This is a genomic window from Stenotrophomonas sp. YJH_SMC_105-26 (assembly GCF_059368915.1).
This window is the reverse complement of the sequence record NZ_JCAFSD010000013.1, coordinates 56,008-79,645: the sequence shown is the minus strand read 5'-3', so window position 1 is coordinate 79,645 and position 23,638 is coordinate 56,008. Positions and strand designations below refer to the sequence as shown.

Genomic DNA, 23,638 nt, shown 5'->3' with positions numbered 1-23,638 from the left:
ACTCACTGATGGCATTCAAAAAGATCGTAATCAAAACGCGTGAAGGACAGGCCAAGGCGTCGCCGATCACGCGTTTGCGGTTCTATTTCGAGGACCGCCCCCGCGCCCTGCTGGGCAGCGTGCTCGGGGTAGGCTGCATTATCGGCCTTGCCGGCGGCATTGGCGCCAGTGCGCTGAATGATTCGCGCCTGCAGGCCAAGGTCGAGCGCCAGGATGCGGAGCTGGCCAAGGTCAAGCGCGATGCGCAGACCCAGGTCAACGCGCTGGCCGCCCGCCTCGGCGAGCTGCAGGCGCAGGCCACCCGCCTGAACGCCCTCGGCGAACGGCTGACCCAGATGGGCAAGCTGGAAGATGGCGAATTCGACTTCAACGAGACCCCCGGCCTCGGTGATGGCGACGCCGGCGGCCCGACCAGCGACATCCCGGTCAAGGACGTCAACGCCGACTTACAGGTGCTGGAGCAGCGCTTCGCTGCTTCAGGCCGCCAGTTGTCGGTGATGGAATCGCTGATGTTCGACCACCAGCTGCAGCAGAACGCCGTGCCGTCGCGCATGCCGATCCGCAACAGCTACGTGACCTCCGGCTTCGGCACCCGTGCCGACCCGTTCGGCCGCGGCGCCGCCACCCACAAGGGCATGGACTTCCACGCCAAGGTCGGTGACCCGGTGATGGCCGTGGCCGAAGGCGTGGTCAGCTTCGCCGGTGTGAAGGGCGGCTATGGCAACGTCGTCGATGTCGACCACGGTAACGGCTATGTCACCCGCTACGCGCACAATTCGCGCCTGGTGGTGAAGGCCGGTGACCTGGTCCGCGCCGGCCAGGAAGTGGCCAAGGCCGGTTCCACCGGCCGTTCGACCGGTGCCCACGTGCACTTCGAGGTGTGGGAGAACGGCAACGTGGTCAACCCGCGCAAGTTCCTCGGCGACGGCGGCAACACGCCGGTCGGCCGCGTCAGCCGCGGCTGATGCCCGGGTCGGATTCCTTCCGCGCCGCGGAAGGGCTCTGACCCGATTCGGTTGAGGGCTGGGGTCAGAGCCCTTTCGCCATGGCGAAAGGGGTCCGACCCCGCATCCGTGTTTCTTTGCCGAATCCGGGGCGATTGCGACCGGATTGGCGCTTGAAACCTCAGCCGCCCGTCCCAAGCTACAATGGGTGTTGCCATCGACAGGGCGCCAGGCGCCCTGTTTCGTTTGCGGCGGACGGATCCCAAGGGGGAGGCCGGGCGTCGTGTCCATCCAACCCGGTTCCTTCAATGATCAACAGCCTGCTTACCCGCGTATTTGGCAGTCGTAACGAACGACAGCTGCGCCAGCTCAACCGCATCGTCGCCAAGATCAATGCGCTGGAGCCGGAGATCGAGAAGCTTTCCGACGAGCAGCTTCAGGCCAAGACGCCGGAGTTCAAGCAGCGCATCGCCGGCGGTGAAGCCCTGGACAAAGTGCTGCCGGAAGCGTTCGCGGTCTGCCGCGAAGCCGGCCGCCGCGTGCTGGGCATGCGCCATTACGACGTGCAGCTGATCGGCGGCATGGTGCTTCACCTGGGCAAGATCGCAGAAATGCGCACCGGTGAAGGCAAGACCCTGGTGGCGACCCTGCCGGTGTACCTCAACGCGCTGGAAGGCAAGGGCGTGCACGTGGTCACCGTGAACGACTACCTGGCCCGCCGCGACGCCGCGCAGATGGGCAAGCTGTACAACTGGCTGGGCCTGAGCGTGGGCGTGGTGTACCCGGGCATGCCGCACAGCGACAAGCGCGAAGCCTACGCGGCCGACATCACCTACGGCACCAACAACGAATTCGGCTTCGACTACCTGCGCGACAACATGGCGCTGTCCAAGGCCGACCGTTACCAGCGCGGCCTGCACTACGCCATCGTCGACGAAGTCGACTCCATCCTGATCGACGAAGCGCGTACCCCGCTGATCATCTCCGGTCCGGCCGATGATTCCCCGGAGCTGTACATCCGCGTCAACCGCGTCGTGCCGCACCTGGTCAAGCAGGAAGCGGAAGACGGCGAGGGCGATTTCTGGGTCGACGAGAAGGGCAAGCAGGTGCACCTGTCCGAAGCGGGCATGGAGCACGCCGAGCAGCTGCTGGTTGAAGCCGGCATCCTCGACGGCGAGACCGAAGGCCTGTACGCGGCGCAGAACCTGACCGTGGTCCACCACCTCAACGCCGCCCTGCGCGCGCACGCGATCTACCAGCGTGACGTGGACTACATCGTGCGCGACGGCGAAGTGGTCATCGTCGATGAGTTCACCGGCCGTACCCTGGCCGGCCGCCGCTGGTCCGACGGCCTGCACCAGGCGGTGGAAGCGAAGGAAGGCGTGCCGGTCCAGCGCGAGAACCAGACGCTGGCGAGCATCACCTTCCAGAACCTGTTCCGCATGTACAAGAAGCTGTCCGGCATGACCGGTACGGCCGACACTGAAGCGTTCGAATTCCAGAGCATCTACGGCCTGGAAGTGGTGGTGATCCCGACCAACCGCCCGACCATCCGCAAGGACAGCCCGGACCAGGTGTTCCTCAACCGCAAGGGCAAGTTCAATGCGGTGCTGGCCGACATCGAAGAGTGCGCCAAGCGCGGCCAGCCGGTGCTGGTGGGTACCACCTCGATCGAAACCTCGGAAATGCTGTCCGAGCACCTGAGCAAGGCCGGCGTGAAGCACGAAGTGCTCAACGCCAAGCAGCATGACCGCGAAGCGACCATCGTCGCCAACGCTGGCCGCCCGGGCGCAGTGACCATCGCCACCAACATGGCCGGCCGCGGTACCGACATCGTGCTGGGCGGTTCGCTGGAAGCCGAGATCCACGCCCTGGGCGAGGACGCGACCGACGAGCAGAAGGCAGCGGTCAAGGCCGAATGGCAGAAGCGCCACGAGGCAGTGAAGGCGGCGGGCGGCCTGCACATCGTCGGCACCGAGCGCCACGAATCGCGTCGTATCGACAACCAGCTGCGCGGCCGTTCGGGCCGCCAGGGTGACCCGGGTTCGTCCCGCTTCTACCTGTCGCTGGAAGACAACCTGATGCGCATCTTCGCCTCCGACTGGGTGCAGAAGGCCATGCGCATGATGGGCATGAAGGAAGACGACGTCATCGAGGACCGCCTGGTCAGCCGCCAGATCGAAAAGGCGCAGCGCAAGGTCGAGGCCCACAACTTCGACATCCGCAAGAACCTGCTGGACTTCGACGACGTCAACAACGACCAGCGCAAGGTGATCTACGCCCAGCGCGACGAGCTGCTGGATGCCGAGTCGGTGAAGGCGAATGTCGATGGCATCCGCGACGACGTGATCTTCGACATCGTGGCGCGCTTCGTGCCGCCGAACTCGATCGACGAGCAGTGGGACCTGCGCGGCCTGGAAGCGACCCTGGAGTCGGACTTCGGCCTGCAGATGTCGCTGACCGACCTGGTCAAGGAACACGAAGAGCTGGACGCCGAGGCCATCGCCACCAAGGTCCAGGAGCGCGTCAACCAGCACTTCGCCGAGAAGGAAGCCGGCCTGGGCGAAGAAACCATGCGCGCGCTGGAGAAGCACGTGATGCTGACCGTGCTGGACCAGAGCTGGAAGGAGCACCTGGCGCGCATGGATTACCTGCGCCAGGGCATCTACCTGCGTGGTTACGCGCAGAAGCAGCCGAAGCAGGAATACAAGAAGGAAGCCTTCGAGCTGTTCTCGGACATGCTGGAGAACGTCAAGCGCGAAGTGGTGACCCTGCTGGCCCGCGTGCGCATCCGCAGCGACGAGGAAGTGCAGGCGCTGGAAGCGGCCGAGCGCCAGCAGGCGCAGGCGCGCCTGAGCCAGTCGCAGTTCCAGCACCAGGATGCCGGCGGTTACAGCGCCGACGAGGAAGCCGCGCAGGTCGAAGCCGCCCAGCAGGGCGTGGCCACGCTGCAGCGCGACGAGCCGAAGATCGGCCGCAATGATCCGTGCCCGTGCGGCAGTGGCAAGAAGTACAAGCACTGCCACGGCCAGCTGAGCTGACCCCGGAAGGCCCCGCGCAAGCGGGGCCTTCTGCTTTGGCGCGGGCGATCCGGCGCGGATTCGTGATTGCGCTGGCCGCCCTGTTCTGGGCATGCTGGCCCCATGGTTTCTCCCACCCGATCGATCCATGTCGTGGCCGCCGTCATCACCGACGCCCGTGGCCGCGTGCTGCTCAACCGCCGTACCGAGAACCGCGACATGGCTGGCCTGTGGGAGTTCCCCGGCGGCAAGCGCGAATCCGGCGAGACCTCCGAACAGGCGCTGGTGCGTGAACTGCGCGAAGAGCTGGGCATCGAGGCCGATGTCGGGCCCTGGCTGATGGATGTGCCGCAGCGCTATCCGGACAAGCACCTGACCCTGGAAGTGCGCCACGTGCGCAGCTGGAAGGGCACACCGCGCGGGCGCGAGGGCCAGGCGATCACCTGGGTGGCGCAGGACAAGCTGGGCCGCTATTCCATGCCACCGGCCGACTTGCCGGTGGTGGCCGCACTGCGCCAACCGGATCGCTACCTCATCACGCCGGCGCCGGCCGAAGATGCCGGCGGCGTGCAGCACTGGCATGAACGGCTGCAGCAGGCAGTGGCGGCGGGCCAGCAGCGCATCCAGCTGCGCCTGCCGCCGGAGCATCCGCAACGGCAGGCGATGATCGAACAGGCCGTGCGCGCGCATCGTCGCGGCGTGCAGTGGCTGCTCAACCGCGATGTCGCGTTGGCCCGCACACTGGGCGTGGGCGTGCACCTGGGCAGCGAGCAGTTGCTGGCCCTGCAGGAGCGGCCCTTGCCGGAAGGACAGCTGGTCGCCGCGTCCTGCCACGACCTGGAGCAGCTGCAGGCGGCGCAGCAGCTGGGCTGCGACTTCGCGGTGCTCGGCCCGGTGCAGGCCACGGCCAGCCATCCCGGGGCGGTGCCGCTGGGCTGGGAGGCCTTCGCTGCGCTGCGCGCGCAGGTATCGCTGCCGATCTACGCGTTGGGCGGCATGGTCGCCGGCCATATCGCCGAAGCGCGTCGGCATGGCGGGCAGGGCATCGCTGCGATTCGTGGGCTGTGGCCGGCGTGAGCCGGCATGCAGGGTCAGATCCCTGCGCAGCAGGGCTCTGACCCCATCGCGGCAATCCGGGGTCGGAGCCCTTTCCGCTGGGAAGGGATCCGACCCCTCCCGATCACAACGTGATCCAGAAGCATCCGTATTGCCGCCGCAATCCCAGCACCGTGGACGCTCGCGACGCGCTGCCGGGCAGCGTCTGCTCCAGGCGCAGGCCGACCGGATGCCGTGGCGCTGGCGGCTCAGGGTCGGATTCCTGCGCCGCAGGGCTCTGACCCTCTTCCTGCGAGGACGCCAGCCCCTGTGGCGGATACACCGGCACCACGTCCACCAGTGGCCGCCGTGCCAAGGATTCCAACTGGCCGAGGATGCGCTGCGCGCCGGCATCGGAGACCGCACCCCACAGGTACAGCGAGGACAGCCGGTTCACATCGTTGCTGACGATGCCGGTGCGCAGTGCCTCCACCAGCTCGCTCAGGCGTCGTGGGCAGCGCGCACCCAGGGTGTCGCGTGGCAGGGTGCTGCCGGTGGGCGCGGGCGGTGGCAATCGCGACCGGGCGCCAACGCTGTCGCAGGGGCGGTCGGTATACACGCTCTGCCCCTGCGCATCGGTGCAGCGGTTCAAGCGCGGGGACTGCGCATGGACAATGCTCGATACCGAACACAACGACAGCAGCAACAGCAGGAAGGAAAACCGGTTCATCGGCGCAGGGTAGCGCCGATCGCGGTGGCATGGCGTGCTTTCAGCCGTGCAGCAGCTTCAACACCGACGTGGTCGGCTTGGCCAGGTTCAAGGTGTAGAAGTGCAGGCCCGGCGCGCCGCCCTCGATCAGGCGCTGGCACAGTTTGGCCACCACTTCGGTACCGAACGCCCGCACCGATTCGGCGTCATCGCCATAGGCCTGCATCTTGCGGCTGATCCAGCGCGGGATCTCCGCACCGCATTGCTCGGAGAAGCGGCGCAGCTGGCTGAAGTTGGCGATCGGCATGATGCCGGGCGTGATCGGCACCTGCACGCCGAGCCGGCGCACGGCATCGACGAAGTGGAAGTACGCATCCGGGTTGTAGAAATACTGGGTGATCGCCGCGTCGGCGCCGGCATCGATCTTGGCCTTGAAGTGCTTCAGGTCGGCCAGTGCATCGGAGGCCTGTGGATGGGTCTCCGGATAGGCACCGACTTCGATGCGGAAGGCGGTGCCGTGTTCGGCGCGGATGAAGTCGATCAGCTCGGCGGCGTAGCGCATGTCACCGGGGAAGCCCATGCCGGAGGGCAGGTCGCCACGCAGCGCGACCAGGCGATGGCAGCCGATGGCGCGGTACAGCTTGAGCAGTTCGCGGATTTCCTGGCGGGTGCCGCCGACACAGGACAGGTGCGGTGCAGCCTCGAAGCCGTGGTGCTGGTTGAGGTGGCGCACGGTCTCGGAGGTATAGCTCAGGGTCGAGCCACCGGCGCCGAAGGTACAGGACACGTACTCGGGGTCGTAGTCCTTCAGCCTGGCCGCGGCGCGGTCCAGCTGGCTGCGCTGTTCGTCGGTCTTGGGCGGATAGAACTCGAAGCTGATGGCGGTCATGGCACGGGCGGCAGCGGCGGGTGCGGGTCAGTATATCTCTTCATCAAGATGGATGTTAGTTGGCTGCATGGACTGGCACCGTCCGCCGCCGGCGACCGTTTGCCCGGGTCTGCGGCCGTTGCTCCGGAATCGCAACCTGGCTGCCGTAGCCGGGCGCACGCTGCTCCCATCCCGGCACCCCCCACCTGATGAAGGAGCACACGATGAAGATCTTCCTGGCACTCTGGTACGCGATGAAGGCCCTGGCCCGGCTGGCGATGATCGGCATGGCGATGGCCGTGCTCGGCTCCGGTTCCGCGCATGCCGCCACCGGCTCGACCGCTGGCAAGGTACAGGTCGAGGTGGTCGGCATGGGGCGACCGCTGCTGATGATCCCCGGCCTCAACAGCAGCGCCGAGGCCTGGCGCGAGACCTGCCTGGCCCTGAAGGACGTGCAGTGCCACCTGGTGCAGTTGCCGGGCTTTGCTGGCGCGGCAGCGGCCGACCCGCGCCCGGCCGGCTTCCTGCCGGCGATGCGCGGGCAGCTGCTGGCCTACCTGCATGACCAGCACCTGGGGCCGGTGGTGGTGGTCGGCCACAGCCTCGGTGGCGTGCTGGGCCTGCAGATGGCGCAGGCCGAGCCGAAGGCGATCAGCGCACTGGTGGTGGTCGATGCCCTGCCGTTCCTGCCGGCGGCGCGCGACCCGAGTGCCACCGCTGACAGCGTGCGGCCGATGGCCGACCAGCTGCGCAAGGGCATGCTGGCCGCCGATGCCGCGCAATGGCAGGCGCAGTTGAAGGCGGGCCTGCCGGGCATGACCCGCGATCCGCGGCGCCAGGCCGAACTGGGCCGCTGGGGCGAAGCCAGCGACCGCCAGACCACGGCCGATGCGATGCATGCGGTGATGACCACCGACCTGCGCGACAGCATCGCTTCGATCACCGCGCCGACGCTGGTGCTCGGCAGCTGGGCCGGCTACCAGCCGATGGGCGGCACCGAGGACGGCACGCGTGCGGTGTTCCAGGCCCAGTACGCGAACCTGCAGGGCGTGCAGATCGCGATGAGCGCGCAGGGTTTCCACTTCCTGATGTGGGATGATCCGCGCTGGTTGCAGGAACAGGTGCAGCGATTCCTCGCCGCGCATCCCTGACCCTTGTCCGCCCTCCTGCCACCGCCGAGAGCCCGCATGGACCACCACGCCTTCCCGCCGTTTCTGGACGCTCAATGCACTGGCATGGGCCGGCTATGCGCTGTACGGGCTGTGGGTCGGCATGCGGATCGGTGGCGGCATCGTGTTCAGTGGCATCGTGCTGATCACCGTCAGCGTCGCGGTCTCACTCTGGCTGTGCAGCGGCGCATTGCGTTCGGTTGCACTGCGCCAGCGCTGGTGGGAGGGCAGCCTGGGCAGCCTGGTGCTGAAACTGGCTGCCGGCGTGGTGCTCGGGGCCAGCGTCGCACAGGCGGTAACGGCGGCGCTGCTGCTGCCGGCGCTGGCGCTGGGTTGGGTGCAGCTGCCTGGCGGCCATGCGGATTACCAGTGGTCTTCGGTGCTGCTGTACTGGATGAACACCGCGTTGTTCCTGCTGGTGTGGACCGGTTTGTGGGGGGGCCTGCACGGCCTGCGGCGGGCACGCCACAGCGAGCTGGCACGCCTGCGCGCCGAAGCCGAACGCAGTGTGCTGGAACGTGACGCACTGCGTGCGCGGCTCAATCCGCATTTCATGTTCAATGCGCTGAACAACCTGCGTGCGCTGATCCTGGAAGACCCGGAACGGGCCCGTGACATGGTCACCCGCCTGTCGCGCACGCTGCGCCAGGCGCTCGCCCACAACCGCAGCGAGCAGGTCACGCTGGCCGAGGAACTGGCGGTGGTCGATGATTACCTGGCCATCGAGGCGGTCCATTTCGAACAGCGCCTGCAGGTGCGGCAGCAGATCGATGCCGATGCCACGCAGGCGCAGCTGCCGGCGATGGCGTTGCAGTTGCTGGTGGAGAACGCGATCAAGCACGGTATCGCCAGCCGACCCGGCGGCGGCGAGGTGCAGATCCGCGCCACGCTGGACAATGACGTGCTGCGGTTGCAGGTGGACAATCCACTTCCAACCGGCAGCGAACCCACCCATGGCCATGGCGTCGGCCTGGCCTACCTGCGTGCGCAGCTGGGCATGCGTGGCCGATTCGTGCTGCAACCGGCCGGTGACCGCATGCAGGCCCTGCTGGAGATTCCGCAATGACTGGCATGCTGCGCGTGTTGATCGTCGATGACGCACGGCTGGCCCGGCAGGAGCTGCGCACGCTGCTGTCGGCGCTGCCGTGGGTGCAGTGCGTGGGCGAGGCCGACGACGTGCCCGCCGCACGCGAGGCGATCACCACGCTGGCACCGGACCTGGTGCTGCTGGATGTGCAGATGCCCTCCGGCAGTGGTTTCGACGTGCTGGACGGCCTGGACACGGTGCCGGCCGTGGTCTTCGTCACCGCCTACGACACCTATGCGGTGCGTGCGTTCCAGGCCAACGCGCTGGACTACCTGGTGAAGCCGGTGGAGGCGCCGCGGCTGCTGGAAGCGCTCGAGCGGGCGCGGCAGTGCGAGGCGGTTGCGGCCGACGTGCCGGAATCGCGCGGCACGCTGGGCGCGCACGACCAGGTGTTCGTGCGCGAGGGTGAACGCTGCTGGTTCGTGGCAGTCTCCGAGATCCGTCGGCTGGTGGTGGATGGCAACTACACGCGGCTGTGGTTCCGCGACCAGAACGCACTGCTGACCCGCAGCCTGAGCGCGCTGGAAGCACGCCTGCCGCCGGATCTTTTCTTCCGCGCCAACCGCAACACACTGGTCAACCTGCGCCGTATCCGTGGGGTGTCGCCCAGCATCGGCGACGGCTATGACCTGACGCTGGATGATGGCAGCGAGGTGGAGGTATCGCGGCGGCAGGCACGCGAGCTGCGCGAGCGGATGGCGTTGTAGGTGCTGCCAGCGGTTACCCTGTGCAGCGGATTCCCAGATCACGCCGCGCCATGTCCATCGTCCTCACCGATTTCGCCCGTCCCCGCCTGTTCCCGCGCGTGCCACGCGGCAATACCATCCAGGACTGCACTGCCGAGCAGTTCGAGGCACACCTCAATGCGCACGCGCCGCTGAAGGTGCTCGACGGCTACGCCCCGTTCTGCAAGTTGTTCGTCTACGAGAACTGGACCAGCACGCGCTGCCTGACGGTGCCGGTCACCGAGGCCAACCGCCACCAGCTGCGCAGCGGCTACGAAGCGCGCAACCGCGAGGAACTGCCGGTACTGGTGCGCTGGTTCGAGGGCGTGGAGTCGCCGCGCGCGAACTACCTGGTGGTGATCCTGTACAACGCCGAGCAGCTGGCCAGGGAAGGCTCACCGATCGAAGCCGACTGGGGCATCGTCGGCTGCATCTATACCGCCGAACCGGAAGAGGTGCCGATGGCGCCGATCACCATGATGCGCAATGCGCTGGGCGTGGAGGAGGGCGGTTCCGGCGTGCCATTGGACAAGGAGGCCTACCGGCGCTCGGTGGAGTTCTGGGAGAACAACGCCAACTGGCGGCCGGGGTCGGATCCCCGCATCGCAGGGCTCTGACCCGATCATTCGAGCTCCCGGTCGAAGCCTTTTCCTGAGGAGGGGATCCGACCCCAGGCGCGCGCTATGATCGGGCCAGGCAAACCCAAGGAGGGCAGGGCATGGCGGTCTGGGCAAGGATGATCCTGATGTTGCTGGCGGGCACGCTGCCCGCCACCCAGGTACTGGCCGCGAAGCCCTCTGCCGGGATGGCCTGCGAACCCATGGCACGCCTTCCCGGGCTGCGCGATGCAGGCGTGACCGCGCTGTCGATGCAGCCGCAGGACGGCCGCTGCGTGATTGAAGTGGCGGCGGCCAATGGCAACGCGCTGCGTCGGCAGCAACGAATGCTGGAGGCGCTGGTGCAGCATGCCTGCGCCGCGCCGGCGCACGTGACCGTGAATGAGGTGCAGGTATCCCTGCAGCTGCGCCTGCCGACGTCCTGCGCGGCACGCAGCAACCGGGATCTGTTCGCGGGTGAAGGTATTCCCTGGCTGCCTCCACGCGGCGTGTCGCCGCGCTATCCGGTGGAGGCCATGCGGCAGGGGCTGTCCGGCCGCAGCATGCTGAAGGCGTTGGTCGATGCGCGGGGGCGCGTTGCGGCCGTGATCGTGGAGACCTCCAGCGGTCATGCGTTGCTGGATGACGCTGCAGCGGAGGAGCTGCAGGGCTGGCGTTTCAGCCTTGCCGATGCGAAGGGTACGGTGCCGGCGTTGACCCTCGTGCGCATGCCGATGCGGTATGAATTCGTGGAGTGAGCGTCATCCACGCATGGCATGGATCTGGACGTACCGCAGCGGAGCCACGCCGTGCGTGGCTGCATCACTGTCAGAGGCGCTTCCACTCCCACCACGGGTAGTGGTATTCACGCTCGGTGGCGCTCCACGGCTGCGTGCAGGACGTGCACGTCACCCGGTAGCACTCACCCCAGCCATCCTGGGCCTCGCCTCGTCCGAGCAGCAGCACGTGGCCCTGTTCCAGCAGCGGTGCAGGGTTAAAGAACACATAAGAAGGGTAGAGTGCGCACAGGCACCCCTCACGCGCCTGCCAGTAGCGCAGCCGTTGCAGGGCCGCCTTCAGGTGCGCCTGGTTGCTGATCAGCATGCCGCCAAGGGCGATGCCCTCGCAGCTGCGTTCGATCGTATCCACATGTGCGACCAACGCGTCCAGCGACGCGGTGCTGAACAGCCGTGCCACCGTGCGTGCGGCATCGGTGATGCGCGTGGCATCGCGCGACAGCAGGTCCTGCAGCAGCACGTCGGCCTGTGCATCGTCGAGCCGGGGTACCGGCGCTGCAGACCACGGCCAGCGCATCAGCGTGACTTGCCGATGGCAGCGTAGTGGCCGGCGGTGAGGCGCAGAAGGTCGGCCGGTGCCAGTTCTACCTCGAGGCCGCGGCGCCCGGCGCTGACATGCAGCGCGGGCAGCGCTTCGGCACTGGCGTCCAGGAACGTGCGCAGGCGCTTCTTCTGCCCCAGCGGGCTGATGCCACCGACCAGGTAGCCGCTCGCGCGCTGTGCGGCATCGGCGGCGGCCATCTCGCACTTCTTGCAGCCGGCGGCTTCGGCCAGCGCCTTCAGGTCAAGCTGACCGGCGACCGGCACGATCGCCACCAGCAGTTCGTGTGCTTCCGTGCTGGCCAGCAGGGTCTTGAACACCTGGGCCGGGTCGAGGCCGAGCTTGTCGACGGCTTCGCCGCCATACGATTCGGCGTGGGCGTCGTGCACGTAGCTGCGCACGGTGTGGGCGATCTTCTCGCGCTTGAGCAGGTTGATGGCCGGGGTCATGGGCGCATCCTAGCGCGAGGTAGGGATATTGCCTTGACCGAAACTCGCGCATCAACGCAGGACGGGCCCCCGAAGGCGCCCGTCCCGGCTGTGATCGTCGGCATCCCGCGTCAGCGCGACATCGACTGCTGCGTCTGAATCTGTTCCTGGGTCTGTCGCTGCGACAGTTCGTTGTCCAGCGCCTGGCTATGCCGCGTGCTGTCCTGCAGCGTGTGGTTCGCCGCCTGCGACAGATCGACGTAAGTGCGGTGCATGGCGGGATCGCCAAGCTGGCCCTGCACGGCGAACACGCCCTGGTTGTCCGGCCGCGCCAGCACGGTATCGACCTGGCTCATGCCGGCCAGCTTGGACTCGTAAGCCACCAGGCCTGCGGCGTTCTCGAGCTGGCTGCGGTCATTGAACAGTGGCGCCAGGCCACCCTGGCGGCGTTGTTCTTCCAGCGTTTCCAGCTTTTCCACGACCTGCTGGTAACGCGGGTTGTCGGCGTGGCCGGGGGTGGCCATGGTCGGTTCGGCGGCCCGCTGTTGCTGTTGCGCGGTGGCCTTGTCGAGCGCACCCAGGGTGGTGGCACCGACCTTGCCATCGACGGTGAGCTGGTGCTCACGCTGGAACTGCTTGACCGCTTCCAGGGTGCCGGGCCCGAAATCGCCATCGGCTACCAGTGGCTTGCCGTCCTTGCCCAGATAGCCCAGGTCGGCCAGCTTCTGCTGCATCGCCTTTACCTCATCGCCCCTGGCGCCGCTGACCAGTACGCCGTTGCCGCCGGGCGCGCCGGGCGACCCGTGCGAGGGGGCATGGGTGGGGGTGATGCCCAGCTGGGTCATGGCCCGGTCGAAGCGCTCATCGCGGCTGGTCACCGCGGCCGGCGACTGGATGCCGTACTTGGTGGCATCGACGAAGTTCTGCACGTCGCCGCGGGTCGGTGGATTGCCGGCCTGGACCGTACCGCCCTGCAGCTTTTCCGCGTTGCCGGCCAGATAGCTGATGAACTGCGGGCCCATGCCGCCGAACTGGTTGTCATAGTCGGCCATGGCCAGCTGCAGTTCGGGGTTGGCCGCGATGGCATCGGCGGCGGCCGGGTTGGTGGCACGCACCTTGGCGATGGCTTCATCGACGCGCTCGATGGCGCTGTCCAGCTTGTCGTTGGTGAGCTGGTCCATCTTCGCCTGCGGAATGGCCTGCAACTTGGCGTCAAGCGCCGCCAGCTGCCGGGTGCTCAATCCGCCCTGCTGGGACAGCAGTTCGATGTCAGCGGCGGTGAAGCCGTTGTCGCGCAGGAAACGCCTGGCCTGTGGATTGCCGCCGACATCGAACTGCACCAGTCCGAACGAGTAGGTGCTTGCGCCTTTCTGCGCGTATGAGAAGTGGTCCAGGTGGCGGGTGTTGCCGCCCAGCTCCGTGTTGAGGAACAGCGTGGACAGCTGTTCGCGGGTAAGGGTGGAATCCTTTGCCATGGTCATCGTCCTTCAATGTGGGAAAAAGCGCCGGGCGCACCCAGCGGATGTCAGCCGGCGCAGTGCTGCTGCGTGAAGCCGAGCAGCTGGCGGACGGCCTGGGTGCCGTAGGCGGCCGATGCCGGTACGAGGGCGAACTGGCCGACCATCTGGTTGCTGCACAACTGCACGTTGCGCTTGCCGGCGGTGGTTTCCTGGATGCAGTTGGCCGCCAGCACGGCGTTGGGGCCACCGCCCACGTTGGTGGCGGCCGTACAGCCCAGCAGGCGGCCTTCCTGGCCGTTTTCTCCCAGCAGCGTGTTGAAGTTCGCCAACTGGCTGTTGGGGTCGCGCAGCACCAGCAGGTCCACGCACTGCTGCTGGCCGTCGGGCACTTCGCAGGCGTCCTCGTCGATCAAGCCCTCGCGCGTGGCCGAGAGCACCTTGAGGCGATCGGCAAATACCTGTTGCAGGCAGTGCGCGTCACCGCACAGGTCGCGCGTATGCTGGATCCAGCGCTGCTGCTCGGCCTGCAGCTTGTCCTTGCCGGCGGCATCGAGGGTGTCGCGTGCGGAGGCTTCGGCCTTGGCCAGCTCGGCTTCCTGCTGCAACAGGGCGGGGTCGTTGCAGATCAGGGTCTGCACCAGTGATGCCCCCTCGGCGCAGGCAGCGCTGCTGCCCGTGGCCGCTGCCGGGGTGCTGGTTGCCTTGCCGTCGGTGCTTGCCTGGCCGGTGTTCGCTGCCGGCGCGCTGGCACCGGCATCGCTGCCAGGCGGGCTGCAGGCGGCCAGCAGGGCCACCCAGCACAGGATCATCAGGGGCTTCATCGCCCGGGTCACTCGGTCATTGTTGCGCGGCATGTCCTGTCCTTTGCTGTCTGCGTCCCGGCGCATGGCCTGCAGTTGGCAGTCCATGGGGGCATAGAGACTAGCAAGCGGCTTCTTAGGGCACTGTGACAGGGCGCGCGGATCTGCTGCGGGGCGACGCAACGCAGAACGGGCGCCCGAAGGCGCCCGTTCTGTCTGCATCTGTTGCCGGGGTCAGCGCGCTTTCCTGCGGAAAGGGATCCGACCCCGCCTGCGCCGGTAGTGCCGGCCGCTGGCCGGCACCGCGCACGATCAGTAGCGGTAGTGGTCCGGCTTGAACGGACCTTCCACCGGCACGCCGATGTAGTCGGCCTGTTCCTGGCTCAGGGTGGTCAGCTTCACGCCGATCTTTTCCAGGTGCAGGCGAGCCACTTCTTCGTCCAGCTTCTTCGGCAGCAGGTACACCTTCTTCTCGTAGCTGTCCTTGTTCGCCCACAGGTCGATCTGTGCCAGGGTCTGGTTGGCGAAGCTGTTGGACATCACGAAGCTCGGGTGGCCGGTGGCGCAGCCCAGGTTCACCAGGCGGCCTTCGGCCAGCAGGAAGATCGCATTGCCGTTCGGGAAGATGTACTTGTCGACCTGCGGCTTGATGTTGACGTGCTTGATGCCGGCGAAGGACACCAGTGCGTCGACCTGGATCTCATTGTCGAAGTGGCCGATGTTGCAGACAATGGCCTGGTCCTTCATCGCGCTCAGGTGCTCGATGCGGATGATGTCCCTGTTGCCGGTGGTGGTGACGTACAGGTCGGCACGGCCCAGGGTCGATTCGATGGTGTTGACTTCATAGCCTTCCATCGCCGCCTGCAGGGCGCAGATCGGGTCGATCTCGGTGACGATCACGCGCGCGCCGTAGGCACGCAGCGACGCGGCGCAGCCCTTGCCGACATCGCCGTAGCCACAGACCACGGCTACCTTGCCGGCCAGCATCACGTCCATCGCGCGCTTCAGGCCGTCGGCCAGCGACTCGCGGCAGCCATACAGGTTGTCGAACTTGCTCTTGGTGACCGAGTCGTTGACGTTGATCGCCGGGATCAGCAGGGTGCCGGCCTGGGCCAGCTGGTACAGGCGGTGCACGCCGGTGGTGGTCTCTTCGGAGACGCCCTTCCAGTCCTTGACCACGCGGCCCCAGTAACCCGGGCGCTCCTTGGCGACCCGCTTGAGCAGGTTCTTGATGACCTGTTCTTCGTGCGAGGCGGACGCGGTGTTGACCCAGTCGCTGCCGTTCTCCAGTTCGTAGCCCTTGTGGATCAGCAGGGTCACGTCACCGCCGTCGTCCACCACCAGTTCCGGGCCGGTCAGGGTGCCGTCGGCCAGGGTGAAGGTCAGCGCGTCCAGGGTGCAGTCCCAGTACTCTTCCAGGGTCTCGCCCTTCCAGGCGAACACCGGGGTGCCGGTGGCGGCGATGGCGGCAGCCGCGTGGTCCTGGGTCGAGAAGATGTTGCACGAGGCCCAGCGCACGTCGGCGCCGATGTCCTTCAGGGTCTCGATCAGCACCGCTGTCTGGATGGTCATGTGCAGCGAGCCGGTCACGCGCACGCCCTTCAGCGGCAGCTCGGCCTGGTACTTGCGGCGGATCGACATCAGGCCCGGCATTTCGTGCTCGGCGATGTCCAGTTCCTTGCGGCCCCAGTCGGCCAGCGTGATGTCGCGGATCTTGTAATCACCTTCGGTGGAGAAGGTCTTGGCAACAGCGTTCATTCGTGTGCTCCGGTTGTGGGCGAGCGGGTGCTCGCATCTAGCCGGGCGCCGTTGTTACAAAGCCACCTTACCGAGCCTGGCCGGGCCTCATCGGATCCGGTCGCAGCGCCCCTCGGCAGGGGAGAACCCCCATTATATCGCGGCCCCGGCATGACATCCGGATGACCCAACCATCGGCAGATGGGGGCGCGTGCACGGCCTGTTAAGGTCGGTGCTTTCACGCATCACGCAGGTAGAACGATGAGCATGCACGCGCGCCGTACGCGGCGCTGGACCGGCCTGGTCCTGTCGATGGGACTGCTGGCCGTGGCCCCGCTGGCCTGGGCGGTGGCCCCACAGCCCGCTGCAGCACAGGCCCAGGGTGCCAATGGCTACGAACTGCCCTCGGCGGCGCTGCAGGCGGTGGTCGACGCACCGCGCGCGCCGTCGCTGCACCTGTCGCCTCGCCGCGACATGGCCGCGTTGATGCAGATGCCGTCGCTGCCGTCGATCCGGGTGGTGGCGCAGCCGGAATTGAAGCTGGCCGGCCTGCGCATCAACCCGCGCACGTTCTCCGACAGCCGTTTCAGCTTCGGCGAGAAGCTGTGGCTGATGAACGTGGCCGATGGCAAGGAACGGCAGATCAGCGGCCTGCCGGCCACGCTGTCGATCGCCAGCCTGATGTGGTCTCCGGATCAGAAGTGGCTCGCTTTCAACCAGGTCGACGCCACCAGCGGCGCCAACGAACTGTGGCTGGTGGACGTGGCCGCCGGCAGCGCCCGCCGCCTGGTTGCCGGCCTGAACACGGTGATCGGCAGCGGTTACCAGTGGCTGCCGGACAGCCGCGGGCTGGTGGTGTTCACCCGCCCGGCCAACCTCGGTGCGGCCCCGGCCACCGACGGCATCCCGACCGGCCCGGCCGTGCAGCAGACCCGCCGGGGCGATGGCGTGGTGTCGATCCGTACCTACCAGGACCTGCTGAAGAACGAGGCTGACGCGCGCCAGTTCGACTACTACGCCACCACACAGCCGGTGGAAGTCAGCCTGGATGGCAGCACCCGCGCGATCGGCGCGGCCGGCATCTTCATGGGCTTCTCCGTGTCGCCGGATGGCCGCTTCGTGCTGCGGCAGCCGGTGCAGCGCCCGTATTCCTACGTGGTGCCGGTGAGCAGTTTCCCGCGCCGCATTGAAGTGATCGACCGTGCCAGCGGCAAGCTGGTGCATACCGTGGCCGTGCGTCCACTGGTGGAAGGCCTGCCGACCGGCAACGACGCCGAAGTGACCGGCGTGCGTGACATCGGCTGGCGTGGTGATGCCGACGCGACCCTGGTCTGGGCCGAAGCGCAGGATGGTGGCGACCCGAACAGGGATGCCAAGGTGCGCGATGCGGTGCTGATGCAGGCCGCGCCGTTCGACACACCGCCGGTGACGCTGGCCCAGCTGGGCAGCCGCCTGGCCGGTATCAGTTGGGGCCGTGGCGACCTGGCCCTGCTGACCGAATCGTGGTGGAAGACCCGCAGGACCAAGACCTGGCTGATCGCCCCGGACAATGCCAGCGCCGAACCGCGCCTGCTGTGGGATCGCGATGCGCAGGACCGCTACGCCGATCCGGGCCGGCCGCTGCGGGCCAGCGACGAGCGCGGCCGTTCGCTGCTGCAGACCAGCGCCGATGGCGGCAGCCTGTACCTGGCCGGCGCCGGTGCTTCGCCGGAAGGCGACCGTCCGTTCGTGGACCGCTTCGACATCGCCACGGGCAAGGCAACGCGCCTGTTCCACTCGCAGGCACCGAGCTATGCGCTGCCGGTGGCATTGCTGGACAAGCAGGGCAGTTCGCTGCTGCTGAGCCGCGAGAGCCCGGACGAGCCGGCCAACTTCTACGTGCAGTCGCTGGCCGATGCTGGGAGCGCACCGCGCGCGCTGACCCATTTCGCGCATCCGCTGCCGCAGCTGAAGGGTGTGCAGAAGGAGCAGATCCGCTACAAGCGCAAGGACGGCGTCGACCTGACCGCGACCCTGCTGCTGCCGCCGGGATACGACCCGAAGCGCGACGGCCCGCGCCCGCTGCTGATGTGGGCCTACCCGGGCGAGTTCAAGAGCGCGGCCGCGGCCAGCCAGGTGACCGATTCGCCGTATCGCTTCAATGCGGTCAGCTACTGGGGTCCGCAGGCGTTCCTGGCCAAGGGTTACGTGGTGCTGGCCAGCCCGTCGATGCCGATCATCGGCGAGGGCGACAAGGAGCCGAACGACACCTACATCGAACAGCTGGTGGCCAATGCGCAGGCGGCCGTGGATGAAGTGGTGCGGCGTGGCGTGACCGACCGCGATCACATCGCCATTGGTGGCCATTCGTACGGTGCGTTCATGACGGCCAACCTGCTGGCACACACCCGCCTGTTCAAGGCGGGCATTGCGCGCAGCGGCGCCTACAACCGCACGCTCACGCCGTTCGGCTTCCAGGCCGAGGAGCGCAACTACTGGCAGGCGCAGGACGTCTACCAGAAGATGGCGCCGTTCAATTACGCCGACAGGATCAAGGATCCGATCCTGTTCATCCACGGCGTGGACGACAACAACTCCGGCACGTTCCCGATCCAGAGCGAGCGCATGTTCGCGGCGGTGAAGGGCCTGGGTGGCACCGCGCGGCTGGTGATGCTGCCCAACGAATCGCATGCCTACCGCGCACGCGAATCGATCATGACCATGCTGGCCGAGAGCGAGCGCTGGCTGGAGCAGACCATCGGCCCGGCCGAGCAGGGCACGGCGAAGAAGAAGCGCTGATACGTGCATGAGGGTGGCCGCTGCAACAGCGGCCGCCTGTGCGGCTGCGCCGCCGCCCGAGCGTGGGCTCGGGCGCTACACGGTGTCACGCGCCATGACGCTTGTAGAGCCGAGCCCATGCTCGGCTGCGTCCGCCATGGATACGTGCAGATGAAACCATTCTTGCATCGCAGCACGACGCCCGATCTGGGATAGGCTTGGGGTCTGGATCCGTTGACCGAGGCCTGTGCGTCGCCGATGAACGAGTACCGCAGCAGCATCGAGTTTGCTTCCCCCGATCTTCCGCTTCGCGATGACGTGCGCCGGCTCGGCGCACTGGTCGGTGACCTGCTGGTCGAACAGGTTTCGGCCGCTTTTCTCGACGATGTCGAGGACGTGCGCACCCGCGCCATTGCCCGCCGCGAGAACCAGGCGCCGCTGTCGGAGCTGGCCGAAGGGCTGGCCGGGCGCACGCCGCAGCAGGCCGAGACCATGGTGCGGGCCTTCAGCACCTACTTCCAGGTGGTCAACATTGCCGAGCGCGTGCATCGCATCCGCCGCCGCCGTGATTACCAGCGTGCCGGTACCGCCGGGGCGCAGCCCGACGGCCTGCAGGATGCGCTGCAGCATCTGAAGGCGCAGGGCGTGGGCCTGGATGAGCTGGCGCAGTGGCTGCCGCGCATCGACATCGAACCGGTGTTCACCGCGCACCCGACCGAAGCGGTGCGCCGCGCGCTGCTGGAGAAAGAGCAGCTGATGGTGGCCAGCCTGGTCGACAACCTCGACGGCCAGCGCACGCCGGGGGAAGCGGCCGCCGATGCTGCGCGCTTCCGCATGGCGCTGACCGCTTCGTGGCAAACCACCGATTCCTCGCCGGTGCGGCCTACCGTCGATGACGAGCGCGAGCACGTCGGCTTCTATCTGGTGCAGGTGCTGTACCGGGTGATCCCGGTGCTGTACGAATCGCTGCAGCAGGCGCTGCGCGATACCTACGGCGAAGAACTGCCGCTGCCGCGCCTGCTGCGCTTCGGTACGTGGGTGGGCGGCGACATGGACGGCAACCCGAACGTGGATGCCCACACCATCCGCACTACGCTGGACGCGCAACGGCAGGCCGTGCTGGGTCGCTACCAGAAGGAACTGCTGCAGCTGGCCAGCCTGCTCAGCCAGTCCACCGAGCGGGTGGGCGTGAGCGAGGCGCTGCAGGCGCGCGTGGCGCACTACCAGCAGCTGCTGCCGCAGGTGCAGTCGCGCCCGCGCCATGCCGACATGCCGTACCGCCTGCTCAACGACCGCATGCGCGCACGCCTGCAGGCAACGCTGGACGATGGCGAGGGCGCCTACGCCGGCCCGGACGAACTGATCGACGACCTGCAGCTGATCCTCGACAGCCTGCGCGCCAACCGCGGCGAACATGCCGGTGGCTTCGCCGTGCAGCGCCTGCTGTGGCGGGTGAAGACCTTCGGCTTCCACCTGGCGCGGTTGGACGTGCGCCAGGAATCGAGCGTGCACGCGCGCGCGCTGGCCACGGTGCTGGGCGGCGACGCAGCGTGGGACGGTCTGGATGCAGTGGGCCGCGCACGCCTGCTGGCGCCGCATGCCAGTGGTGACGCGCCGTTGCCGAAGGGCGACGACGAAGGCAACCGGCGACTGGACGCCGTGTTCGCCGCGCTGGCCGATGCCCGTGCGCGGCATGGTGGCGATGCACTGGGCAGCTACATCATCTCGATGGCACATGACCGCAGCGACGTGCTGGCGGTGCTGGCGCTGGCGCGCCGTGGCGGCCTGGTGGAAGAGAACGGATCAGTACCGCTGGATATCGCGCCGCTGTTCGAGACGGTGGAGGACCTCAAGCGCGGCACCGCGACCCTGCGTGATCTGCTGGCCGACCCGATCTATCGCGCGCACCTGCAAGCGCGCGATGACGTGCAGATGGTGATGCTGGGCTATTCGGACAGCAGCAAGGACGGTGGCATCGCCGCATCGCGCTGGGGCCTGCAGCGTGCACAGGTGGAGCTGCTGGAGGTGGCGGCCGAGGCCGGCATCCGCCTGACCTTCTTCCATGGCCGTGGCGGCTCGATCAGCCGCGGTGGCGGCAAGACCACGCACGCGGTGGACGCATCGCCGCGCGGCAGCATCGATGGCCGCCTGCGGGTGACCGAGCAGGGCGAGGTGATCCATCGCAAGTACGGCATCCGTGCGCTGGCCCTGCGCTCGCTGGAGCAGGCCACCGGTGCGGTGCTGCGTGCCAGCCTGCGCCCGCGTGCCGCCGAGCCGCGCGAGGATGAGTGGCGACCGGTGATGGACGCGGTGGCATCGGCCAGCAGCGAGGTGTATCGCGCGTTCGTTGGCCAGGCCGGTTTCATGGACTACTTCCGCACCGCCACGCCGATCGACGTGATCGAACGCATGACGCTGGGCTCGCGGCCATCGCGCCGGCTCGGCCAGGACGCCGCGCTGGGCAACCTGCGTGCGATTCCCTGGGTGTTCGCCTGGAGCCAGGCGCGCGCGGTGATTCCCGGTTGGTACGGCGTGGGCAGTGGCCTGCAGGCGGCGGTTGATGCCGGCCACGAACAGACCCTGCGCGAGATGGCGCGGGACTGGCCGTTCTTCCGCACCTTCCTGGACGACATCGCGATGGTGCTGTCTAAGGGCGATATCACCATCGCCGAGCAGTTTTCGCTGTTGTCGGGTGAACTGCACGGGCACTTCTTCCCGCAGGTGCAGCGCGAACTGGAACTCACCCGGCACTGGCTGCTGGCGCTGATGGACCAGCGGACGCTGCTCGACCACGATGCGCGGCTGGCGCTGTCGATCCGCCTGCGCAATCCCTACGTCGATCCGATCAGCGTGCTGCAGGTGGACCTGTTGCAGCGCTGGCGGGCCAGCGGGCGCGAGGATGACGGGTTGCTGCGCGCGCTGGTGGCCTGCGTGAACGGTGTTGCGCAGGGCGTGCAGAATACCGGTTGATCCGCATCCGCCGGGCATGGCCCGGCGAATTCGCAATGGTAGTGCCGGCCGCTGGCCGGCAACCTCATGATGTCCGGCAGCACGCGCGAGGTTGCCGGCCAGCGCCCGGCACTACCTCACTCCTCCGGTGACGGCGGATTCGATGCCAGCAGTTCCAGATGGCGCTGTTCCATTTCCTGGCGCAGCTGGCGGCGGATCTGCGCGGCGGCCTGGCGGCGCTTCTCGTCGGACGTCGCCGGCTGCAGGGGCGGGACGGGCGTCGGCCGGCCTTCCTCATCCACGGCCACCATGGTGAAGAAGCAGCTGTTGGCGTGGCGCACGCTGCGCTTGAGGATGTCCTCGGCCACCACCTTGATGCCGATCTCCATCGACGAGGTGCCGGTATGGTTCACCGAGGCCAGGAAGGTGACCAGCTCGCCCACCGCGATCGGCTGGCGGAACATCACCTGGTCCACCGACAGGGTGACCACGTAGCTGCCGGCGTAACGGCTGGCGCAGGCGTAGGCAACCTGGTCGAGCAGGCGCAGGATGGCGCCGCCGTGGACCTTGCCGGAGAAATTGGCCATCTCCGGCGACATCAGCACGGTCATGGACAGCTGGTGGGTTTTCAGTTCGGTCGACATGCGGCGATTGTATCGGCGTGGCGTAGCTCTTGTAGAGCCGAGCCCATGCTCGGCTGCTCTTGTCGCAGGAAAAAGAAAGCCGAGCATGGGCTCGGCTCTACAGAAAGCAGAAGGGCCGCGTGAGCGGCCCTTCGTGTTTCTTACTTCAGCTTCGCATCGGCGCGCAGGGCGGCGGCGCGGTCGGTCTTCTCCCAGGAGAAGGCCGTGGCGTTGACGGTCTCGCCTTCGCCGTTGAGGTAGCTGAACTCCTTCGGCTTGCGGCCGAAGTGGCCGTAGGCCGCGGTCTGCTGGTACATCGGGTGCACCAGGTCCAGCATCTTGATGATGCCGTACGGGCGCAGGTCGAAGTGCTTGCGGATCAGCTTCTCGATCTTGTCGTCGCTGATCTTGCCGGTGCCGAAGGTGGTGACCGAGATCGAGGTCGGCTCAGCCACGCCGATGGCGTAGGAGACCTGCACTTCGCAACGGTCGGCCAGGCCGGCGGCCACCACGTTCTTGGCGACGTAGCGGGCCGCGTAGGCTGCCGAACGGTCGACCTTGGACGGGTCCTTGCCGGAGAAGGCACCACCACCGTGACGGGCCCAGCCGCCGTAGGTGTCGACGATGATCTTGCGGCCGGTCAGGCCGCAGTCGCCCACCGGGCCACCGATCTCGAACTTGCCGGTCGGGTTGATGTGGAACTTGGTGCCCTTGTGCAGCCACTTGGCCGGCAGCACCGGCTTGATGATCTCTTCGCGGACGGCCTCGATGAGGTCCTTCTGCTTGATGCCGGGGGCGTGCTGGGTCGACAGGACCACGGCGTCGATGGCCGAGACCACGCCGTTTTCATAGCGCAGGGTGACCTGGCTCTTGGCGTCCGGACGCAGCCACGACAGCGGCGAGTTCTTCTTCTTGCGGATCTTGGCCTGCTGCTCGACCAGGCGGTGCGACAGGTGGATCGCGGCCGGCATGTAGCTGTCGGTCTCGTTGGTGGCATAGCCGAACATCAGGCCCTGGTCGCCAGCGCCCATTTCTTCCGGCTTCTTGCGATCCACGCCCTGGGCGATGTGCGGCGACTGCTTGCCGATCAGGTTCAGCACGCCGCAGGTGGCGCCGTCGAAACCGACGTCGGAGCTGTCGTAGCCGATGTCCGTGATGACCTTGCGGGTCAGCGCTTCCAGGTCGATCCAGGCGCTGGTGGTGATTTCACCGGCCACGATGGCAACGCCGGTCTTGACCATGGTCTCGCAGGCCACGCGGGCGCGCTGGTCCTGGGTCAGGATCGCGTCCAGCACCGCATCGGAGATCTGGTCGGCAACCTTGTCCGGATGGCCTTCGGAGACCGACTCGGAGGTGAAGAGATAGCTGGACATCAGGCGTAATATCCCTTGAT

Annotated in this window: 19 protein-coding genes and 1 riboswitch; of the genes, 10 read left to right on the top strand and 9 right to left on the bottom strand. The window is 67.4% G+C overall.

Going from position 1 to position 23,638, the window contains the following annotated elements:
* Nucleotides 1–8 precede the first annotated feature (8 nt).
* The 3 genes from AC5P7F_RS20125 to AC5P7F_RS20115 all read left to right on the top strand — a co-directional run bounded on the left by AC5P7F_RS20125 (nucleotide 9) and on the right by AC5P7F_RS20115 (nucleotide 5,041).
* Nucleotides 9–965, top strand: a complete 957-nt coding sequence (locus AC5P7F_RS20125) for a M23 family metallopeptidase (protein WP_014645946.1) — start codon at nucleotides 9–11, stop codon at nucleotides 963–965.
* Between the two features lie 287 nt (nucleotides 966–1,252).
* Nucleotides 1,253–3,985, top strand: coding sequence for a preprotein translocase subunit SecA (gene secA, locus AC5P7F_RS20120; RefSeq protein ID WP_014645947.1), 2,733 nt, complete (start codon nucleotides 1,253–1,255; stop codon nucleotides 3,983–3,985).
* Nucleotides 3,986–4,087: 102 nt separating this feature from the next.
* Entirely contained in the window at nucleotides 4,088–5,041 is a 954-nt protein-coding gene (locus tag AC5P7F_RS20115; RefSeq protein WP_046428827.1) for a Nudix family hydrolase, read from the top strand.
* A gap of 103 nt (nucleotides 5,042–5,144) precedes the next feature.
* Here AC5P7F_RS20115 and AC5P7F_RS20110 read toward each other — a convergent pair whose 3' ends face one another.
* Together AC5P7F_RS20110 and metF are read right to left on the bottom strand one after the other, a co-directional pair.
* Complete coding sequence (locus AC5P7F_RS20110; protein ID WP_046428829.1) at nucleotides 5,145–5,729, bottom strand: DUF4124 domain-containing protein; 585 nt, start codon at nucleotides 5,727–5,729, stop codon at nucleotides 5,145–5,147.
* A gap of 40 nt (nucleotides 5,730–5,769) precedes the next feature.
* Nucleotides 5,770–6,597, bottom strand: a complete 828-nt coding sequence (metF, locus tag AC5P7F_RS20105) for a methylenetetrahydrofolate reductase [NAD(P)H] (RefSeq protein WP_014645950.1) — start codon at nucleotides 6,595–6,597, stop codon at nucleotides 5,770–5,772.
* Nucleotides 6,598–6,800: 203 nt separating this feature from the next.
* Here metF and AC5P7F_RS20100 point away from each other — a divergent pair, with 203 nt between their 5' ends.
* The 5 genes from AC5P7F_RS20100 (at nucleotide 6,801) to AC5P7F_RS20080 (ending at nucleotide 10,911) form a co-directional block, all read left to right on the top strand.
* Nucleotides 6,801–7,727: an alpha/beta fold hydrolase gene (locus tag AC5P7F_RS20100; protein WP_014645951.1), complete on the top strand. Its 927-nt coding sequence runs from the start codon at nucleotides 6,801–6,803 to the stop codon at nucleotides 7,725–7,727.
* Between the two features lie 121 nt (nucleotides 7,728–7,848).
* Complete coding sequence (locus tag AC5P7F_RS20095) at nucleotides 7,849–8,811, top strand: sensor histidine kinase (protein WP_230548468.1); 963 nt, start codon at nucleotides 7,849–7,851, stop codon at nucleotides 8,809–8,811.
* The gene (locus AC5P7F_RS20090) at nucleotides 8,808–9,539 is read left to right on the top strand and encodes a LytR/AlgR family response regulator transcription factor (protein ID WP_014645953.1); all 732 of its coding nucleotides are present in this window, start codon (nucleotides 8,808–8,810) and stop codon (nucleotides 9,537–9,539) included. The genes AC5P7F_RS20095 and AC5P7F_RS20090 overlap by 4 nt, the downstream gene beginning before the upstream one ends.
* A 50-nt stretch (nucleotides 9,540–9,589) precedes the next feature.
* A complete protein-coding gene (locus AC5P7F_RS20085; protein ID WP_014645954.1) occupies nucleotides 9,590–10,174 on the top strand; it encodes a DUF3228 family protein in 585 nt (194 codons plus the stop codon).
* Nucleotides 10,175–10,275: 101 nt separating this feature from the next.
* Entirely contained in the window at nucleotides 10,276–10,911 is a 636-nt protein-coding gene (locus AC5P7F_RS20080; protein ID WP_046428832.1) for an energy transducer TonB, read from the top strand.
* A 70-nt stretch (nucleotides 10,912–10,981) separates the two neighbouring features.
* Here the strand turns inward: AC5P7F_RS20080 and AC5P7F_RS20075 are convergent, their stop codons facing one another.
* From AC5P7F_RS20075 to ahcY, 5 genes are all read right to left on the bottom strand, one after another.
* Complete coding sequence (locus AC5P7F_RS20075) at nucleotides 10,982–11,467, bottom strand: hypothetical protein (protein ID WP_046428836.1); 486 nt, start codon at nucleotides 11,465–11,467, stop codon at nucleotides 10,982–10,984.
* Nucleotides 11,467–11,940: a Cys-tRNA(Pro) deacylase gene (gene ybaK / locus AC5P7F_RS20070; RefSeq protein WP_046428838.1), complete on the bottom strand. Its 474-nt coding sequence runs from the start codon at nucleotides 11,938–11,940 to the stop codon at nucleotides 11,467–11,469. Before ybaK ends, AC5P7F_RS20075 begins: the two co-directional genes overlap by 1 nt.
* 110 nt (nucleotides 11,941–12,050) lie before the next feature.
* Nucleotides 12,051–13,394, bottom strand: coding sequence for a peptidoglycan-binding domain-containing protein (locus AC5P7F_RS20065; RefSeq protein ID WP_080342711.1), 1,344 nt, complete (start codon nucleotides 13,392–13,394; stop codon nucleotides 12,051–12,053).
* 50 nt (nucleotides 13,395–13,444) lie between these two features.
* Nucleotides 13,445–14,233: a lysozyme inhibitor LprI family protein gene (locus AC5P7F_RS20060; RefSeq protein ID WP_046428860.1), complete on the bottom strand. Its 789-nt coding sequence runs from the start codon at nucleotides 14,231–14,233 to the stop codon at nucleotides 13,445–13,447.
* A 258-nt stretch (nucleotides 14,234–14,491) separates the two neighbouring features.
* On the bottom strand, nucleotides 14,492–15,937 hold the full coding sequence (ahcY, locus tag AC5P7F_RS20055; RefSeq protein ID WP_014645960.1) for an adenosylhomocysteinase: 1,446 nt from the start codon (nucleotides 15,935–15,937) through the stop codon (nucleotides 14,492–14,494).
* Nucleotides 15,938–15,973: 36 nt separating this feature from the next.
* Nucleotides 15,974–16,057, bottom strand: a riboswitch (S-adenosyl-L-homocysteine riboswitch).
* 120 nt (nucleotides 16,058–16,177) lie between these two features.
* Here ahcY and AC5P7F_RS20050 point away from each other — a divergent pair.
* Together AC5P7F_RS20050 and ppc are read left to right on the top strand one after the other, a co-directional pair.
* Complete coding sequence (locus AC5P7F_RS20050; RefSeq protein WP_046428844.1) at nucleotides 16,178–18,694, top strand: S9 family peptidase; 2,517 nt, start codon at nucleotides 16,178–16,180, stop codon at nucleotides 18,692–18,694.
* 237 nt (nucleotides 18,695–18,931) lie between these two features.
* Entirely contained in the window at nucleotides 18,932–21,643 is a 2,712-nt protein-coding gene (gene ppc / locus AC5P7F_RS20045; protein WP_032956706.1) for a phosphoenolpyruvate carboxylase, read from the top strand.
* Between the two features lie 116 nt (nucleotides 21,644–21,759).
* On the opposite strand, the gene AC5P7F_RS20040 is transcribed toward ppc, so the two are convergent.
* Entirely contained in the window at nucleotides 21,760–22,266 is a 507-nt protein-coding gene (locus AC5P7F_RS20040) for an acyl-CoA thioesterase (protein WP_010481883.1), read from the bottom strand.
* A 140-nt stretch (nucleotides 22,267–22,406) separates the two neighbouring features.
* Nucleotides 22,407–23,618 carry a methionine adenosyltransferase gene (gene metK, locus AC5P7F_RS20035; RefSeq protein WP_010481882.1) on the bottom strand — a complete coding sequence of 404 codons (1,212 nt, stop codon included), beginning with the start codon at nucleotides 23,616–23,618 and terminating at the stop codon, nucleotides 22,407–22,409.
* Between the last annotated feature and the right edge of the window lie 20 nt (nucleotides 23,619–23,638).

Excerpts from the sequence above, each read along its gene's own strand:
- AC5P7F_RS20125 (WP_014645946.1), top strand. The coding sequence starts at position 9 with ATGGCATTCAAAAAGATCGTAATCAAAACGCGTGAAGGACAGGCCAAG.
- AC5P7F_RS20040 (WP_010481883.1), bottom strand. The coding sequence starts at position 22,266 with ATGTCGACCGAACTGAAAACCCACCAGCTGTCCATGACCGTGCTGATG.
- AC5P7F_RS20080 (WP_046428832.1), top strand. The coding sequence starts at position 10,276 with ATGGCGGTCTGGGCAAGGATGATCCTGATGTTGCTGGCGGGCACGCTG.
- ahcY (WP_014645960.1), bottom strand. The coding sequence starts at position 15,937 with ATGAACGCTGTTGCCAAGACCTTCTCCACCGAAGGTGATTACAAGATC.
- AC5P7F_RS20115 (WP_046428827.1), top strand. The coding sequence starts at position 4,088 with ATGGTTTCTCCCACCCGATCGATCCATGTCGTGGCCGCCGTCATCACC.
- AC5P7F_RS20095 (WP_230548468.1), top strand. The coding sequence starts at position 7,849 with ATGCGGATCGGTGGCGGCATCGTGTTCAGTGGCATCGTGCTGATCACC.
- AC5P7F_RS20060 (WP_046428860.1), bottom strand. The coding sequence starts at position 14,233 with ATGCCGCGCAACAATGACCGAGTGACCCGGGCGATGAAGCCCCTGATG.
- metF (WP_014645950.1), bottom strand. The coding sequence starts at position 6,597 with ATGACCGCCATCAGCTTCGAGTTCTATCCGCCCAAGACCGACGAACAG.
- metK (WP_010481882.1), bottom strand. The coding sequence starts at position 23,618 with ATGTCCAGCTATCTCTTCACCTCCGAGTCGGTCTCCGAAGGCCATCCG.
- AC5P7F_RS20110 (WP_046428829.1), bottom strand. The coding sequence starts at position 5,729 with ATGAACCGGTTTTCCTTCCTGCTGTTGCTGCTGTCGTTGTGTTCGGTA.
- AC5P7F_RS20090 (WP_014645953.1), top strand. The coding sequence starts at position 8,808 with ATGACTGGCATGCTGCGCGTGTTGATCGTCGATGACGCACGGCTGGCC.
- AC5P7F_RS20050 (WP_046428844.1), top strand. The coding sequence starts at position 16,178 with ATGAGCATGCACGCGCGCCGTACGCGGCGCTGGACCGGCCTGGTCCTG.
- AC5P7F_RS20075 (WP_046428836.1), bottom strand. The coding sequence starts at position 11,467 with ATGCGCTGGCCGTGGTCTGCAGCGCCGGTACCCCGGCTCGACGATGCA.
- AC5P7F_RS20065 (WP_080342711.1), bottom strand. The coding sequence starts at position 13,394 with ATGGCAAAGGATTCCACCCTTACCCGCGAACAGCTGTCCACGCTGTTC.
- AC5P7F_RS20085 (WP_014645954.1), top strand. The coding sequence starts at position 9,590 with ATGTCCATCGTCCTCACCGATTTCGCCCGTCCCCGCCTGTTCCCGCGC.
- secA (WP_014645947.1), top strand. The coding sequence starts at position 1,253 with ATGATCAACAGCCTGCTTACCCGCGTATTTGGCAGTCGTAACGAACGA.
- AC5P7F_RS20100 (WP_014645951.1), top strand. The coding sequence starts at position 6,801 with ATGAAGATCTTCCTGGCACTCTGGTACGCGATGAAGGCCCTGGCCCGG.
- ybaK (WP_046428838.1), bottom strand. The coding sequence starts at position 11,940 with ATGACCCCGGCCATCAACCTGCTCAAGCGCGAGAAGATCGCCCACACC.
- ppc (WP_032956706.1), top strand. The coding sequence starts at position 18,932 with ATGAACGAGTACCGCAGCAGCATCGAGTTTGCTTCCCCCGATCTTCCG.